The organism is Bacillus sp. PS237, assembly GCF_037963345.1.
Classification (GTDB): domain Bacteria; phylum Bacillota; class Bacilli; order Bacillales; family Bacillaceae; genus Bacillus; species Bacillus subtilis.
In genome coordinates this window covers 1,929,480-1,946,250 of the sequence record NZ_CP150156.1, presented here as the reverse complement: position 1 = coordinate 1,946,250, position 16,771 = coordinate 1,929,480, and the positions used below count along the sequence as shown (strand labels likewise).

At 40.4% G+C, this 16,771-nt stretch carries 20 protein-coding genes; 3 read left to right on the top strand and 17 right to left on the bottom strand.

The features are described 5' to 3' along the window. Window positions 1–87: 87 nt before the first annotated feature. Window positions 88–795, bottom strand: coding sequence for a cytochrome c-type biogenesis protein CcdA (ccdA, locus tag NST22_RS09885; protein ID WP_003231585.1), 708 nt, complete (start codon window positions 793–795; stop codon window positions 88–90). Window positions 796–1,014: 219 nt separating this feature from the next. Between ccdA and ynzD the strand changes: the two genes are divergently transcribed. Then, on the top strand, window positions 1,015–1,188 hold the full coding sequence (gene ynzD / locus NST22_RS09880) for an aspartyl-phosphate phosphatase YnzD (protein ID WP_010886518.1): 174 nt from the start codon (window positions 1,015–1,017) through the stop codon (window positions 1,186–1,188). 73 nt (window positions 1,189–1,261) lie between these two features. Here ynzD and NST22_RS09875 read toward each other — a convergent pair whose 3' ends face one another. The 6 genes from NST22_RS09875 to yneA all read right to left on the bottom strand — a co-directional run bounded on the left by NST22_RS09875 (window position 1,262) and on the right by yneA (window position 5,623). Further along, window positions 1,262–1,480 (bottom strand): YneF family protein, encoded by a 219-nt coding sequence (locus NST22_RS09875; RefSeq protein ID WP_003221221.1) that lies wholly within the window; start codon window positions 1,478–1,480, stop codon window positions 1,262–1,264. Between the two features lie 85 nt (window positions 1,481–1,565). Then, on the bottom strand, window positions 1,566–2,012 hold the full coding sequence (sirA, locus tag NST22_RS09870) for a sporulation inhibitor of replication protein SirA (protein ID WP_003231591.1): 447 nt from the start codon (window positions 2,010–2,012) through the stop codon (window positions 1,566–1,568). A 152-nt stretch (window positions 2,013–2,164) separates the two neighbouring features. Beyond that, window positions 2,165–4,168, bottom strand: coding sequence for a transketolase (tkt, locus tag NST22_RS09865; RefSeq protein ID WP_003245397.1), 2,004 nt, complete (start codon window positions 4,166–4,168; stop codon window positions 2,165–2,167). Between the two features lie 168 nt (window positions 4,169–4,336). Continuing rightward, the gene (locus NST22_RS09860) at window positions 4,337–4,570 is read right to left on the bottom strand and encodes a DUF896 domain-containing protein (RefSeq protein ID WP_003231595.1); all 234 of its coding nucleotides are present in this window, start codon (window positions 4,568–4,570) and stop codon (window positions 4,337–4,339) included. A 63-nt stretch (window positions 4,571–4,633) separates the two neighbouring features. Then, window positions 4,634–5,287: a recombinase family protein gene (locus NST22_RS09855; RefSeq protein ID WP_003231596.1), complete on the bottom strand. Its 654-nt coding sequence runs from the start codon at window positions 5,285–5,287 to the stop codon at window positions 4,634–4,636. 18 nt (window positions 5,288–5,305) lie between these two features. Continuing rightward, a complete protein-coding gene (gene yneA / locus NST22_RS09850) occupies window positions 5,306–5,623 on the bottom strand; it encodes a cell division suppressor protein YneA (RefSeq protein WP_003231598.1) in 318 nt (105 codons plus the stop codon). A gap of 149 nt (window positions 5,624–5,772) precedes the next feature. Here yneA and lexA point away from each other — a divergent pair, with 149 nt between their 5' ends. Then, window positions 5,773–6,390, top strand: coding sequence for a transcriptional repressor LexA (lexA, locus tag NST22_RS09845; protein ID WP_003238209.1), 618 nt, complete (start codon window positions 5,773–5,775; stop codon window positions 6,388–6,390). A gap of 336 nt (window positions 6,391–6,726) precedes the next feature. Here lexA and NST22_RS09840 read toward each other — a convergent pair whose 3' ends face one another. Continuing rightward, window positions 6,727–7,023, bottom strand: coding sequence for a hypothetical protein (locus NST22_RS09840; RefSeq protein ID WP_223257629.1), 297 nt, complete (start codon window positions 7,021–7,023; stop codon window positions 6,727–6,729). After that, window positions 6,932–7,366, bottom strand: coding sequence for a FosM family fosfomycin resistance protein (gene fosM / locus NST22_RS09835; RefSeq protein ID WP_003231604.1), 435 nt, complete (start codon window positions 7,364–7,366; stop codon window positions 6,932–6,934). Before fosM ends, NST22_RS09840 begins: the two co-directional genes overlap by 92 nt. A gap of 207 nt (window positions 7,367–7,573) precedes the next feature. On the opposite strand from fosM, the gene NST22_RS09830 reads away from it, so the two are divergent. Continuing rightward, complete coding sequence (locus tag NST22_RS09830; protein WP_003245454.1) at window positions 7,574–8,023, top strand: YndM family protein; 450 nt, start codon at window positions 7,574–7,576, stop codon at window positions 8,021–8,023. A 26-nt stretch (window positions 8,024–8,049) separates the two neighbouring features. On the opposite strand, the gene pghL is transcribed toward NST22_RS09830, so the two are convergent. From pghL to NST22_RS09790, 8 genes are all read right to left on the bottom strand, one after another. Continuing rightward, window positions 8,050–8,808, bottom strand: a complete 759-nt coding sequence (gene pghL, locus NST22_RS09825; RefSeq protein WP_003245793.1) for a gamma-polyglutamate hydrolase PghL — start codon at window positions 8,806–8,808, stop codon at window positions 8,050–8,052. A gap of 225 nt (window positions 8,809–9,033) precedes the next feature. After that, window positions 9,034–9,348 carry a hypothetical protein gene (locus NST22_RS09820; protein WP_003245621.1) on the bottom strand — a complete coding sequence of 105 codons (315 nt, stop codon included), beginning with the start codon at window positions 9,346–9,348 and terminating at the stop codon, window positions 9,034–9,036. Window positions 9,349–9,435: 87 nt separating this feature from the next. Continuing rightward, window positions 9,436–11,076: a YndJ family protein gene (locus tag NST22_RS09815; RefSeq protein WP_003231612.1), complete on the bottom strand. Its 1,641-nt coding sequence runs from the start codon at window positions 11,074–11,076 to the stop codon at window positions 9,436–9,438. Further along, window positions 11,073–11,690 (bottom strand): DUF4166 domain-containing protein, encoded by a 618-nt coding sequence (locus tag NST22_RS09810; protein ID WP_003244960.1) that lies wholly within the window; start codon window positions 11,688–11,690, stop codon window positions 11,073–11,075. The genes NST22_RS09815 and NST22_RS09810 overlap by 4 nt, the downstream gene beginning before the upstream one ends. Window positions 11,691–11,694: 4 nt before the next feature. Beyond that, entirely contained in the window at window positions 11,695–12,501 is an 807-nt protein-coding gene (locus NST22_RS09805) for a hypothetical protein (protein ID WP_003231618.1), read from the bottom strand. Between the two features lie 146 nt (window positions 12,502–12,647). Further along, window positions 12,648–13,862, bottom strand: a complete 1,215-nt coding sequence (locus tag NST22_RS09800) for a Ger(x)C family spore germination protein (protein ID WP_003245832.1) — start codon at window positions 13,860–13,862, stop codon at window positions 12,648–12,650. Then, on the bottom strand, window positions 13,852–14,943 hold the full coding sequence (locus NST22_RS09795; RefSeq protein WP_003231622.1) for a spore germination protein: 1,092 nt from the start codon (window positions 14,941–14,943) through the stop codon (window positions 13,852–13,854). The genes NST22_RS09800 and NST22_RS09795 overlap by 11 nt, the downstream gene beginning before the upstream one ends. 29 nt (window positions 14,944–14,972) lie before the next feature. After that, a complete protein-coding gene (locus NST22_RS09790; protein WP_003244930.1) occupies window positions 14,973–16,535 on the bottom strand; it encodes a spore germination protein in 1,563 nt (520 codons plus the stop codon). Window positions 16,536–16,771 lie beyond the last annotated feature (236 nt).

The following is a 16,771-nucleotide window of genomic DNA, read 5'->3' as shown; positions in this document are numbered from 1 at the left end:
TTCCCCTCCAACAATCGATTTCCACAGATAATAGTCTTATTGTACCAAAAACAAAAGGATTAGTAGTAGTACGAAAGTAATTTACCGTCAAAAACCAGTAAAGCCTCCAAAAAGATCTGACAGCAAAATAATGATCAGGCTCATCCAATTAAAGAATAACAGCACACCAATCACAATCATCAAAACGCCACCAGCTTTCATAATGAAAAGCTGGTTCTTCCTTATCCACTTCAGCTTTGTGATAAAAAAAGACAATAAAAGAAACGGTACCGCAAAACCGAGTACATATAACATCATGTATGGCACCGCTGAGCCCGGATTGGTGCCTGCAAGTGTGATAACAGCAGCTAATATCGGACCGGTACATGGTGTCCATCCAGCTGCAAATGCCATTCCGATTAAGACCGACCCTAAAAACCCGCTTGGTTTATGCTTAAAATGGATTCTCCGCTCTTTCATCATAGCCTCAGGCCGGAACACACCGAGTGTAATGAAACCGAACAAAATAATAAGCAACGCGCCAATTTGCCGAATCGCATCGTGATAATCCCTAAACAGGCTGCCAATAAAAGATGTTCCATAGCCTAAAGCAATAAAAATGACTGAAAAGCCAAGCAAAAAACACAAAGTATGAAACAAGCTTCTTTTCTGCAGCAGCAGCTTTTCAGTTTTTACATCGTCCATGCTGACCCCTGTAATATATGACAAAAAAGCTGGGTAAAGCGGCAGGCAGCAAGGCGAAATAAAGGATAAAAACCCCGCTCCGAATGTCAAAAAATAATTCACGTCTCCCATGTCATCATCCCTTCATGATTTGACATTCCTTCAAGTTATGACAAAATCATTTCATTTTTTTAACACTTTCACTTGAAGGATTTCTATTTTCAGAAAAAACTTATATAATTTAATTTGACATTGAGACATTATACTCCTTCTCATTTGAAAATTAGTATAAATATGGATATAATATAAACATTCACTTTGAAGATCTAATGTATGAAAGGATACATCCCTGTGATTAGAGAGCATCTATTAAAAGAAATTGAAAAAAAAAGAGCAGAGCTGCTGCAAATTGTCATGGCGAACGGAATGACATCTCATATTACGATAGAGCTCAGTCAGGAGCTTGACCATCTTCTCATACAATATCAAAAGCAGCGCCTTCGAGCAGTAGCGGGTGATGAATGATTGCAAAATAAAAAACCCGTATAAGGGTTTTTTATTTTATAACCATGTTTCTCTATATCATAATCTTTACGTATTATTTCGTTTGATTATTCATGGCTTTCATCATTTGATTGATTTTCTTTTGAGAAGGTTTCATTCCCATTTGCATCATCATCATGCGTAACATTTGTTCATTAATAGGCGGATTCTTTTTCAGGTAGCTCATCATATATTTACGAGCAATAAAAAACCCGAGTGCAACACCTATGAGCAATGCAACAACGCCCACTAGGATGCCAACCCATAAAGTCATTTTATTTCCTCCTTCATGTTGTCTAGTTTAAAGTGTACTAAACCAAAAGCTATTATACAACATTTACATCTCTTTTTCTTCGGTTTTAGACAAAATTTCTTTCTTTCACCGGATTTAGCCATCCGTAACGCTTCGAATTGAAATCCATTGCTAAAAAGCAAGGGCTTACTTTTCTTAACACTTCAAAGAATATCGTTTCTGCCTCGTAATCTCCCGAAGCCACAATTTCTATCATGTGCTCCTTCATCATAAACGTCGCGTGGCCTTTTGCTTTCGGCAAAGCTATTCTATAAATATAATCCAGCTGCCTGTAATCCGTCTTGTTTAAATTCATTTTTAACCGCTGATGCATATGTAAAATCGGGATTGGTTGTGTAATATATTGAATCTGTTTCTCTGTCATTTCATACTGCTGCTTTTCAAGGCTTGTCCAATGATAGTCTTGAAACAGCTCAAACATAACCGATTCCCGGCCGAAATAGTGATTGGCAAATTCCTCTTTGATCAGGTACGTATAGTAGTGACGTTCCATCTTTTCATCCCCTTTTCCAGCAGCATTTCATTTGCTCTCTATTATACAAAAGAAGAAAAGAAAGAATTGTCTATTACTGTTAAACAGCCAATACTATTTTTGTCGGATAAACAAGAAAAAGAGGATGATTTGACTCATCCTCTTTCAAAAGCTTACTTATTGATTAATGCCTTAACTCGATTCACTACGTTCGGAACTGAGAAGCCGTATTCGTTAATGATGGTTTCACCAGGAGCAGATGCACCGAATCGGTCTATGCCGAGAACGTCACCTTCAAGCCCCGTGTATTTGCCCCATCCAAATGATGAGCCCATTTCAATTGCAAGACGTTTTTTCACATCTGCAGGAAGGACTTCGTTTTTGTATTCATCAGATTGTTTCTCAAAACGGTCCATTGAAGGCATGCTGACAACAGAAACATCGATATTTTCTTTTGCCAATTCAGCCTGCGCTTCAATTGCAAGACCTACCTCTGATCCGGAAGCGATGAGAAGAGCGTCAGGTGTTTCGTTTTTAGATTTAGAAACGACATATGCACCTTTTTCTACTCCTGCCAATGCTTCTTCAGATGTTTGATCGATGGTAGGAAGGTTTTGACGTGTAAGCACTAGCGCTGTTGGGTGGTCAGTGCTTTGCACTGCAAGCTTCCATGCTGCTGCTGTCTCATTGCCGTCTGCTGGACGGATCAAAGAAAGGTTAGGCATCGCACGGAGTGAAGCAAGCTGTTCAACAGGCTCGTGCGTCGGACCGTCTTCACCAACCGCAATACTGTCATGTGTGAAGACATATGTCACAGGAAGGCCCATTAACGCTGCAAGGCGAATCGCAGGACGCAGGTAATCAGAGAAGACAAAGAAAGTTCCGCCGAATACACGAAGACCGCCATGAAGCGCCATACCGTTTAAGGCCGCACCCATCGCAAATTCACGTACACCAAACCAGAAGTTTTTGCCTGAGTAATCAACCGCTGTAAAATCACCGGCATTTTTAATAGTCGTTTTGTTCGATCCCGCTAGGTCAGCAGAACCTCCGACAAAGAAAGGAATTTTTTTCGCAAGTCCGTTGAGAACTTCACCGGAAGATGCACGGGATGCCAAACTGCTTCCTTTTTCATACACAGGAACCTCTTGATCCCAGTCCTTCGGAAGCTCTCCTTTGATTGCCAGTTCAAGCTGTTCAGCAAGTTCAGGATAAACTTCTTTATATTTAGCGAATTGAGCATTCCATTCTTGTTCTTTTTTCTCACCTGATTCTTTAACAGCTACAGCGAAATGCTCATAAACTTCTGACGGAACGTAGAAGTCTTCTTCATATGTCCACGCGTAAGCTTCTTTTGTTAATTTGCTTTCTTCTTTACCAAGCGGCGCACCGTGAACACCGGATGTACCGGCACGGTTAGGTGAACCGAATCCGATTGTCGTTTTCACTTCAATTAATGTAGGTTTCTTTTCATTTTGGCGTGCTTTTTCGATAGCCGCTGTTAATTCTTCAATATTGTTTCCATCCTCAACATAAAGAACTTCCCAATTCATTGCTTCAAAACGCTGTTTCACGTTTTCAGAGAATGAACGGTCGAGGTCTCCATCAAGAGAGATGTCATTAGAATCGTATAGTACGATCAGACGGCCAAGCTGAAGATGGCCTGCGAGTGAAGCGGCTTCAGAAGAAATACCTTCCATTAAATCACCATCACCGCAAATACTGTATGTATAATGATCGACTACGTTAAATGAATCGCGGTTGTATGTTTCCGCTAAATGGCGTTCAGCAATTGCCATACCGACTGCCATGGCAATTCCTTGGCCAAGCGGACCTGTTGTAGCATCAACACCGGCAGTATGTCCGAATTCCGGATGTCCTGGTGTTTTGCTGCCCCACTGGCGGAATCCCTTAAGATCTTCAATACTAAGATCAAACCCGCTTAAATGAAGCATGCTGTATAATAGTGCTGACCCGTGTCCAGCAGATAAAACAAAACGGTCACGGTTAAACCAGCCAGGGTTTGCCGGACTTACGTTCATAAATTTTGTCCACAGCGTGTATGCCATTGGAGCGGCTCCCATCGGCATCCCTGGGTGACCAGAATTTGCTTTTTCAATAGCGTCTATTGACAGTGTGCGAATGGTAGCAACTGATTTCTTTTCAATTGTATCCATAAAAATCCCCTTCCTTATGTGTTGTACCCTTACATCATAAATGTCTGACGACTTTTTCTCAACTGTTTCAGCTTAAATTTGAGAGAAACTTGTTGAATTTTGTCACATAAGAGTTTTGATTATAGTATATGCAAAAGAGGAATACGATATTGCCGTATTCCTCTTATATTAGTGAAGTTTGTTATTTCTTTGTTCTCTTTTTAGCTTTTCTGGTGTAACATCATTGCCTTCTGGGTCAATGATTTTCACACTTTTTAACGTGTTCTTCATAGAAGAACGAAAACCTTTCAAGTACTCTTGACGGAGCTTTTGCTGTTCGGCTTTTTCTTCTTCTGTAATAACGCCAGCTTTAGCTTTGGCAGCAAGTTCATTAATTCTGGCAATTTTCGCGTTTGAAATCATGTTAAACTCCTTTATTGCATTTTGTCTATATAGTACTAGATCAAAAAAAGTTTTACAACTGATTCACTCTGCAGTCTCTTCATTCTCTATGTATTCCTGAAAACGCCGGTGAACGGTTGCTTTAGAGACATCATAGCCAAACCCTCTTAGGGTAGCCGCGATTTCAGCAAACGTCAGTTTATTCGCTCTCAGGCGGACGATCTCTGAGATTGGCACCTCTATTTTTTCTTTTCCACTGTTCCCATGTTGGTTTTTTAAGTTTTTTTGCGGTTTAAAACCGTTTTTTACTGCACGTTTCATTCCCCGTCTGATTTTCATGTTGTGAATCTTTCGCTGATACTCTTCCACAATGCTGACGATTTCCAAGACCATTGAGTCAGCCTCCGATAACTCCAGTTCACCTCTATGAGCCGTTGTATAGACTTTCACACCTTCTCTATAAATACAATGAAGCAGTGCGATTTTTGCGTTTCCCCGTCCGAGCCTTGTCTCATCCTGAACCAAAATGACATCAATATCAGCGTTCTTAATCTCATCGAGCAGCTCAAATACACCATCCCGATCCATTTCATATCCGCTGGCTTTTTCTGAAATCACTTTGACCACTTCCATGCCGTTCTCCGCTGCAATGGCCGTAAGCTCCTCCTCCTGCCGCTTTAATGACGTTTCCTGCTGTTCTTTATTTGTGCTTACACGGGCATAAATGAGTGCTTTCATTTTATCTCTCTTTCCTCTCTATCTTACAGTTGCTAATTCATATGCATCCTGATGCTTCTTTTTCAATGGGATCACTAACTCATCACCCGGCTGGATATCAGAGGTTTGAAGTTGATTTTTATCAGCTACCCATTCAATAAAATCATTTTTGTTTATCTTTTTTGTATCGGCTACCTGATCAGCAATTGACCAGAGTGTGTCGCCTTGCTGGACTTCTATTTTAACATACTGATTAAGCTCTTGGCCGCTGCTTGTATATGACAGCATAAGGATAACCGCGCTCAAAATCACTGTAAACAGACCGACAAAAATAATAGATTCTTTACTCATGATCATAACCTCCAACAGGAATGTTTGTTCGCATTTTTATAATTTCAGTATATACGAACAAACGTTTCTGTCAATTGTTTTTTCGAACCTATGTTTGTACTGTAAGGAAAATCATGCTATAATCTTCTTAAAATCGACGTTTTGAGGTGCGAAAAATGACGAAGCTATCAAAAAGGCAACTTGATATCCTCCGTTTTATTAAAGCAGAGGTTAAATCAAAAGGATATCCGCCTTCCGTGAGAGAGATCGGAGAGGCTGTCGGGCTTGCGTCCAGTTCTACTGTCCACGGCCATTTGGCCCGTTTGGAAACAAAAGGGCTGATCAGACGAGATCCGACAAAACCAAGAGCAATAGAAATTCTTGATGAAGAAGTAGACATTCCGCAAAGCCAGGTCGTTAATGTACCGGTCATCGGGAAAGTCACGGCGGGATCTCCTATTACAGCAGTAGAAAATATTGAAGAATATTTTCCGCTCCCTGACCGCATGGTTCCTCCAGACGAGCATGTATTTATGCTGGAGATTATGGGAGACAGTATGATAGATGCTGGTATTCTCGATAAGGACTATGTCATCGTTAAACAGCAAAACACAGCGAACAATGGGGAAATTGTAGTTGCGATGACAGAAGATGATGAAGCAACTGTAAAACGATTCTATAAAGAGGATACCCACATTCGCTTGCAGCCTGAGAACCCAACGATGGAACCTATCATTTTGCAGAATGTCAGCATTCTAGGGAAAGTGATTGGCGTGTTCAGAACCGTCCATTAATCTATTGATCTATCAGATGCATAAAATAACCCCCTCTTCCTTTACGGAGAGGGGGTTTGTTGTTCAAAAAAAGCAGGCTCGCCCTGACTTTTGGGTGCGAGCCCGAATAGGAGGAAAAAGAACATCATGTTTACACCATAATTATCCACCAAAAGATTGTTGAAGTCAAGAAATTTTCTTTCCTTTAGGAAACTTTTATCAAAATATGAACATTTAGAATATTAGACGCCATCTTCTTAAAAACGTTTCATTTTTTAGGTCGTGGAAGGATGCGGTTTTATATTTATTAAGGGGCAAAGCAATTGAAATATACTGAAAATTTAGTACATAGTTTAATTAGTTCAACATTTGATAAAACAGCTCGCTTTCTTCATATAAAATGTAATGTAATGTGTATTTCAATTTCACCTTCACCCAATCACTTGTGCAGTTCAAAAGATATGGCATCGTTGAACAAGTCGGGTAGAAACCTTCCCCAAACATAAAGTCTCCACCAACACCCTTCTTTAAATTTAACCTTATATGAAATATGGTTGTGCTATCAAAAGGCCGTTTCATCATAAAAGTGCATATGCGTTTTTTCTTGTTTGTAATATCGAAGCCTGTCTTGAAGGGTTCCGGTATGAAATTCAAATTTGTGGCCGTCAGGGTCGGTAAAATAAATTGATTTTCGATCGCGTTCATCTCGTTCTCTGCCAGGCAGAATATTGACATGAAGTCTTTTTAATTTAGCTGACATCTCCTCAAATTCATGATCTTCAATTGTAAAAGCAATATGGGTATAAGAAAGCTTAATGTCATTTCTCGGGATGTCTGGTTCTTCATTAAGCGCTAGCCAGATGCCGTTCATATCAAAATATGCAGTTGTTCTTCCCTTTACCAAAAGCTTTGCACCAAACACTTTTTGATAAAAATCAATCGATGTATCCAAATGCGAAACTGAAAATAGCAAGTGATTGATTCCTTTTATCTCCACAAATCATTCCCCCCTTGAAAGCTGATCATCCACATATACGACTTTTTTCATAAGAAAGTTTCATACAGCTGAAAAAAATACCAGTGTAAACAAAAACGGACTGTTTAAAATAGTAACATGACCATTATGAATGGTTTTGAATTGCATTATTTATCATTTGTTTACGCCCAAGAATTTTCTTCAAAAAATAACAATTTAGGTGGTCAAATGAAACATATCATTGCGCTTGCTTCAAAGATTGCTTTCACTCTCGCCCTTTTATATGTGATTTTGGACAGAGTCTATCACGCATCCTTTTTAAGTGTGATGTTTATTGCACTTTTCTTAGGTTTTGTTTCCTATCTTTCTGGTGACATGCTCGTCTTACCCAGAACAAACAATATTACAGCTTCATTGGCTGACTTTGGCCTTTCATTCGTTATTCTTTGGGTATTTGTTTTAACCCAAACAAGAAACGATTTCTCACCATTTGGAGCGGCTCTCCTTTCCGCTGCCTGTCTTACTGTTTTTGAATACTTTTTTCATCGGTATTTACTGAAAAATGTGCTTGATGAAAATTTCCGAAATGAACTGTCAGCGAGAGATAACACGTTGCAGTATCAAACGGAAGCCGCGGACGAGCTGTTTCCCGAAACGAAAGAGAAGCATAAGGAATAGGAGGCTGTCTTATCGCCTCCTATTTTTCAGTAGCTATTTTTGAGAAAACGGAACATCACTTCTGTAAACTCATAAAACCTCTCATTTTGAGTAACAGCTCTGCTTTTTAAAGAAAAGATGCCGAACAAAGACTTTCGAAACCCTGTGCTCATTTCTATCTGAATACTTAAACCTGTTTTTGATTTATTTGCAATGTTATTCGGACTAACGCCCGCATGCGGATGGTCCATATTGAGCAATACAGCAGGAAAACCGGCATGCTGCAATTTCTCAACTAAATCTGCCGCTCTTACGCGATCTGTACCGCCGACTTCGATCTGCTGATCTTCTTCTGCGTACCCGTGTAATGAAATGACATATTCATGATTTCCCGTCATTTTAAGGGCCCGAGGTTCATCAAAGTGTGTGCTCGTAATGTGCAGGACTGAGTTTCCTGCCGATTTTAAGCCTTCAAATAAATACATCGAGTACTCTTTGCTGAGCTCTCTCGCTACTTCACTTGTCCCGCCTTCAATACCTCCTCCGTGAATAGCTAAAACAAGAACAGGGCTTCCGGTTTCTTTCGTAACAACGCCATAATCAGAAGGATCTTCATTGTTTTTTAATTCCTCAAAATTCTGATATACATCTTCAGCATAAATTGAAGAAATCGGAGTAAACACCATAAAAATCATCAATAATTTTACAATTTTAATAGTTGATGGAAAACGTTTGGCTATGTTACAATCAACATGCTTCAAGGAATGGAGCAAACGGCGGAGCAGGGATACTTTGGCCGGTTTCATCTACTCCGCCTCTAAGTCCAAATCAACAGAATGTAGGTCTCTTTGAGGCTTTAGCACGAATTCTCTCGTCCTCCTTGTTAAATTTTTGTTAAATTCACAATATTATATACCATTAGCCCGGGCGCTGTTCTTCTCATTTTTGAATTTATGAAAAGTAAGCTGGCACCACCTCCCCCATTTTCCATACAAAACAAAAATGCACCTGCCCTTTGGCCTGTGCACTTTTTATTTTCTCTTCATTCTTCGTTTTTTTGCTTGATTTAATTTCATGATGTTTTTTTCAATTTTTCTTATGTTTCGCCTTTGCGGGATTGTTTTCATTTCATAATAAACAGAAATAAACCCGCTTACTGTCACTGCTGCAATATAAAGGACGCGCTGTTTGATCATCCGGTCAGCATGTCCATGATCATTCGCTTCTTTTTCCAGTCTTTCGATCACAGCTTTATCAAACAGCTGATCGACATACACTTGTTTCATTCCCACTGCAAACCCAGCAGCCAGCCAAAGAATCAGAAATAAACTGATATAAAACACCATAAACCCTTCCTTTCCTGTCTTGATGCGGTGCAGAATTTTAAAACAGTTCATCTCATTACAACTGGCAGACGAAGCTTCTTCTTTGTGTTAGGTTCTTTCAATAGGCTGGTTAATATGTGTAATGCTGTAATGAACAGTTAGAAATTTTATTCCAAACAGCCACATATGATGAACAGCGGTTAATTTGTTGTCATGTACAGCTTCTATCAGAAAGGTTTCAGATAAAGGAAGCGGACAAGTTCCCGCTCTTGTTTGCAGATAAATCCCCTCATCCCCCGCTCTGCTTTTTCTCCGCCTGCTTGTTAAAACCAGCTTCTCCTGATGATGATATGGTTTTAAAATACCTGTCATGCTGCTGAATGGAAGCGGTAAAGAAATATTCATATACCCCTCTCCATTTGAACGATACACTGAATAAAGAGCGGTAAAAATGGTTTCGTTTTTTTCATTTGTTCTAATCCAGGCACGTACTCTTTCCCTTCCGTCTTTTTTCGAATGAACACCTTTTATCTTGCTGTACATCCTATACCAGTCAGGGTTCGTCGAAAGATGTATTTGGCCGATTCTTCTGCTGAACCATTCGTAAATAATTGCAAGCGGCCGAAACCACGTGCTCCATGTTACTTTTGCTTTAATATTGTATTCGATGGTTTGTTCATAAAACGAAAGAATGAGCGGCGCCAGTTTTTCTGGTGAAAAATCTTTTGAACGCAGGCTGCCCATATCATCCACAAGTCCGCTGTACCGAGCGTTATTTTCAGCTTGAATGTTAGCTAAAAATTCTTCTCCAATCTTTCTTTTTCCGTAGATACGGCTGAATGTCTTTACACTGTCTGCATCAAAAGGTTTCGCATCCTCTATTCTCCACCCTATGAGAGCGGGCAAGATAACACCAAACGCGTTGACAAAACCGTGAATCCAAATCATCTGATTGATGGTCAATGTAACTTCTTGCCGAAAGACACCAAATGAATAAATCATCGAGAAAGCAATCGTTATCATTAAAACAGCGGAAGAAAGCCGAATAAGAAATGTCCCCGTCTTGGTGCGAAAAGCTGCCGTGAACACCAAAAATGCATGAAGATAAATCGCCGCCATATAAATGCTAACCGCAATGACATCAAGTGTTTTTGAATATGTGATGCCCAGTGCGATAAGAAGGGGCGAAAGCAAAATCACCCATGTTATCCAACTGTACAACATCCGATGTTTTCTAATGGTTCTGCCGAGTAAACCGTTGAAGATCGGGATCAGAAAAGCAGAATAGTGAAAGTGGACAGCAGTCAGCAAAATGATGAGAGGGCCAAATTGCATGATCTGCAAATGGGCAGCATAAGCAAAAAACCAAAATCCTCCTCCCGCCAAATAAATAAGACCGAACAAAACTGATGTCTCTTCGATTCTATGTATCTTTGTTTCCCAAAGGCGGAGGATCGCATACAATGCATTAAAAACTGTGTACATCCACCAGATAAGTGCGAAACCCCCAACCTCCGTCACTAGAGCCAGCACCGCAAAGAATGCGGCTACAGGATAGCACTGGATTAGCCCGTTTTCCATAAACTGAGCAGCACGAACCGGAGATTGACGAAAAACAAAAGGAAAAATTCCCGGCACGAAAAATAGAATGGATAACAAAACGAGTGCCTCTGCCACTGAAATATCCGGTGCTTCTGCTGCAAGAAATCCAATAAAACAAAGCGCACTGACTATGCCATTTCGTTTCATGATTCTCTCTCTTCCTCCTGAAACGTTCCCTTATAAAAGAAAAGAGTGCCAAGAATTGTATTTTGCACATGCACTTCAATGGTGAAACAATTCTTTTTTTCATCAAACGTTTCGCAAACTTCGGATGTACCGGTCAGCCATTTCGGCAGCGGGATTCTTTTTCCGCATATCAATAGCCATTGCTTTCCCGATGTGATCGTAAGAGAGCCGTCAAGAGATGCCTCGAACGTCAAAACAGACAGCAGCAGATGAGGTTTGCCGAAGAAATCAAGTATTCTATTTTCTTTCTCGTCATATATCATTAACGCATCAAAGAAACGTTTTTTGCCTTTAAAGAAAAATGTACGATTCCATTCTATTCCTGTATGTTGCGATTTCAAAAGACAAGTTCTATTTTGTATTGTAAATGGAATGTCTTTGCCTCTTTCTGAAAAGAAGCATCTGAAAAAAACACCCAGCTTTAACAGCATTCTAACCAGAAAAGAGCCTCCGCTTATTTCTGACATCGTTCCCGTCCCGCTGAATGTATGAGACCCGTCTAATTGGTACCGTTTCTGCAGCTTGGGATGCAGCAAATGATAGTTAATAATTGATTTTTCATAAATCGAACTCACAATGTCACTTCTTTCTCTTTCGTTTTGTGCGCCTGGCACTGGGGAGCTGCAGGCTAAGAGCGCCGCTTGCAGCGGAAAACACACTCAATAGAACCCACATGAATATTTCGGAACCTAGACAAGCAAACCCAGCAAAAATACAAGCCTGGACACCATGAATGATCCATTTTCTTTTTAAAGGAAGCAGCCACAAAATAGCTAAGCCTATCTCCGCTGTTCCTGTCAATATGCTTGTCTTAACACCTGCAAAGCCTTGATAGAACCAAAACAGGCTGAAAAACAGACACATGAACACATAGATGATAGCAGATCGAATGAAGCGCTTCGGATGTTTATTTTGCTCTACCCAAAGCCTTAATGCATCAAAGCTCCAGGCAGTCGCCCAGCCAAGCAGCGGCCGAAATAATAAACGATCAATCCATCTTCCCAGCAGTCCGTAGGCTGTTTTGTATTGGTACTGTGTTAAAAACGTCATTTTCCCATTTTCTCTCTGTATATACTTCCAGTAGCCGCTTCCATGCCGAATCAGAGATAATGGATGATCAGAGCCAAAAGCCAGTGAAGAAGACCTTTCAGATGAACATTTGTTGAAAACACCGACGGTTTCTCCTGTACCTGACACCTTTAATCCAAAGCCTACCCTTGTTTCGTAAAGAAACTTCTGTTTTTCGCATGGCTGACTATTCAAATACGTAATATTTGAAAACCGGAGATCCCATTCCTTATGCAGTGATGGGTTTTGTGTATATTCCCAGAGTGTATCCAGATCAGATTTCATTTCGATTTCTACATAAATCGGTTTCTGCCTCACAGCCCCTTCTCCCTTCTATTTCAAGCAATTCCTATATTAGCATATTGGTCGATTTGAAAAGTGTATATCTCTCCAAAAAAAGTATCTTTATCCTAATAAATGCATAAAAAAGAGAAGAGAGGTTTCCTTCTCTTCCTTGGGATTCATTACTGAGTTTTAACCGTGCCGAAATGAGTAATTGTGACGTTCACACTGTATGTGATGTCGGCTTTACTGAAGGTGTCATCCCAGTTATTTTTCACCCTTTTCCATAAGTGAGGATATGTAAGTCTAAAAGATTCATCAAAACCCGCAACATCTGCTTTATAATCATGCTGAATTTTTTTTAATACCTGACCAACTATTTTCTTTACCTCGTTTTCAATAGTCGTTTCGAGACGATCTATAAACTGGGTGTCCAACGCCTCTTTTGTGTTCCAGTTTTCAACCAAATCGCCTTCTGATTCAATATCGACATGGAATGAAATATCTTTCCCTTTTACGATTGGCTGAATTCTGCTTTTGATTTTATTGATATCGTACGCTAACGTCTGTTGGCTCTTTTTATCATGACTTTTGACAACTCCGCCTTTCCCTTCTCCTCTAATCCATGTAATCCCCTCAGTTTCATATTCATTTAAGGTGCCTATCATTTTTTTCGATTTTCCGTTGATTACAGCTGCTCCGGAATACTTGACCGCTCCATTCGCCGCAACCACATTTTGCAGTAAAAAGCTGCTGCCAGAATGCAGTTTTCCAATTAGTTTCGCGAGTGTCATAGGGGGAAGAATTCTGGAAACTTTATGTTCATTTTCACCTAATCCAATCAGCCGAAATGCCGGAATTTCTCCGTTCTCTTTCAGCTGGAGAGCGTCTCTTGCTTCCCCTTTAGCAGATAAAACAAGACAGCTCAGCCTGATTTCATTATCACGAAAAAATTGATCCAGCATTTCGTCGATAGGAAATGTGTGCAGCACATCTTCACTCATGACAACAACTTTTAAATGCGGGCTAAACACTTCTCGGTCCCGTCTTAATGCAACCTCACTTCCGATCTGCTGTAATGAATCCCCTGTTTCACTTATATTAATGTACGCTTTTTGCGCTCCTTGTCCGCTACCGCCTCCCCCGCTTGTGCCCGCGCCTGCCGCTTTTTCATTAACAAATTGATAGGTCAGCGTAATGTTGTCTTTTTTCGGATAGCTCCCGCCCTCTTCTTTTAACTCTTTTTCAGTGTTCGTTTCTTTTCCTTTATCAATTGCGATAGCGAATGTGAGACCCAGATCTTCTATTTCCCGACTGCTCCAGCATCCTGTTACGCAAATCATCAGCAGACATACTATGACCATAGCAGGCAATTGACGTTTTAGTTTACTTTTCACCTCTTTTCCTCCATTTCGAAATGACTAACAGCAAAATCGGCAAAGCGCCAAATATATACAAAGCGATATGACTGACCGTATCGCCCAATATAAAGACGTCATTTTCATTTTTCGGCATGCAAGAGAGGATATATATAACAGGAAGCAGCCCAAACATACATGAAAGGGGTTTCTTTTTAAAAACTTGTGAGACTCCCAGGGAAGCTGCATAAAAAGTGATAATAAACGTGGCAAAAAGCTGCATAATCCAAATCACAAGCAGAAATGATTCAAACCGTTCAAATATTAAACCAGGTATTTCAAAACTTCTCATCAGGTCAAGCCCCGGCCATGTTCTCGTCACAACTCCCTCAACTGATAGTGCACCGATGACCATAATCATCGTAATCATATAAAAACTGGTCACAACGCCTGTCCCGATCACAACTGCTTTCACCGCATTTTTCGGCTTTTTCATAAATGCTACTAAAATGAACATAATTTCTGAACATGTAAATGAAAGGTTCGTTGTCTTTACACCTCTAAGAACCGGCATGATTCCATCACCTAATACAGGGCGCAAATTGTTGATCTCAAATATGCCTAAACTCATGAGGGCTATCGTTAAAAAGATGATGACCGTAATCGGAAAAATCATTTCAAAAAGCCGTGCAATCGGATCTAGGCCTTGTGTAATTGAATAAAGCCCAATCCAAAGAACTGTCATAATGATGGCCCAAGAAGGTGTCCCTTCGAGGAGAAAAAAATCCACGATTTCGGACATGACTCTGACTTCAAATGCACCGAGTGCCAGAAAATAAGTAATAAAAACAATACTGATCAGATGCCCGAGCCATTTTCCTACAATATGTCGGGAGTATTCATAAAAGGTCTCCTTAGGATACTGCTGGCTTAATTTAGCTATAATCATCCCGGCTATTACCGCTAGGACCCCGCCTAATAAAACTGAAATCCATCCATCAGGAGATTGTGTTTGTTCTGTTACTGTCCGAGGGAGCGTAAGAACTCCGGCAGCAAGCATATAATTAATGATGATAATCGTTGCCTGAGCGGTTGTGATTTTACTGGTTGGGCTGAACATGAGACTTTATCACCATCCTGTCGAGTTCATCACTTCACCCGTTTTGTATTATCTGTATTCATCATTTTAGGCCGGCGCTTCATGACTAAAAGAGGCATTCTGATAACAAAGTCTTTCCAATCTTTTAAGTGATAGGGCACTGCCGGACTTGCGTATGGCACACCAAAGCTCTTTAGCTTTACGACATGGCTGCTTAGCAGCAGATAATACATAATGACTCCAAACAATCCAAACACCGCCGCACAAAACATCGCGCCAAACCGAAGCATCCGAAGTGCTATACCTGTGCTATAATGCGGGATGGCAAATGAAGAAATTGCTGTGAGCGCAACAACAATGACCATGATTGGACTGACAATCCCCGCCTGCACAGCTGCTTCCCCGATGATTAATCCGCCAACTATGCCTATTGCGGGTCCAATTGGTTTTGGCAAACGAAGCCCCGCCTCTCTTAAAATTTCAATCGCGACTTCCATAAATAAGGCTTCAATCAGAGATGGGAACGGAACACCTTGGCGCGTCCCGGAAATTGAAATCGCCAGCTTGGTCGGAATTAACCCAGGATGAAAAGAAATAAATGATATATATAAAGCGGGTGCGAATAACGTTATCATTGCTGCGATGAACCTCAGCAATCTGATGAGCGAGCTCGGGAACCACCGTTCATAATAATCTTCAGGCGATTGAAGCATCATGCTGAAAGTGACTGGAACAATCAAAGCAAACGGAGTGCCGTCAAGCAGAATAGCTACTCTTCCTTCCATTAATCCGCTTATGACGCGATCAGGACGTTCTGTACTCTGTACTTGCGGGAACGGGCTCAAATAATTATCCTCAATTAACTGTTCAACGTAGCCTGACTCCGGCAAATGATCGATCTCAATCCCTCTCACTCTTTTTCTTACTTCCTCGACTACTTTTGGATCTGCAATGTCATTCATATAAGCGATAATTAAATCCTTTTTTAATCGTGTTCCTACTTCAAATCTCTGCAATGTTAATTGATCATTTTTTCCTTGCTGTCTCAAAAGAGCTGTATTCGTACTCAACTCTTCTGTAAAGCCTGTGCGCGGCCCTCTGACAAGCGCTTCTGAAAGCGGCTCCTCGATACTTCGATTTTGTTTTTTTACAGTTCCCAGAAGAAAGGCCTGCGGTATTCCATCGATGAGAAGCGCTGTCGAACCCATGAAAACATTCAACACGATATCACTGATTTTCTCTGAATCTATGACATCACCGATTGATACGATTTGATTTTTTATCTGTTTCGAAGTTAAAATACCTTTGCCGGATTGAGAAATTTCATCGCTTACCTGATTAGGTTGATTCATGACTAACACTGATAGTCCTTTATTAATCAAGTCCTGATCAGACAGTCCTTCAACAAAGATCAATGCCGCTTTCACATGTAATTGAGTGATTTCAAGCTCACGGAAATGAACGTCCCCGTTATGTCCTATTTTTCTTTTTACATGTTCTAAGTCGTATCCGATGTTACCGGTTAACACATCCTGATCCTGCTTTTCAGCTGTCGAATAATCTGATTTATGCTGCTTCTGTGTTTTGTACTGATTGTTCCGCCACCTCATCATTGCACCTTCTTATACATGAATCCAAGTAAACACTTTATAGATTACATATGGAACGAGAAATACTACTAACGCTTGAAACCACACATTCCAGTCAGTAAGTGTTGATATCATGTTATCCATCTGTCAGTTCCCCTCTCTCTAATAGGATTATTTTTCCCGTATACCTATTTTTTATGTTCGTCTTTTTTCTCAATAAAAAAGCATGATGAACATTTCATCATGCTTTTAAAGAAATC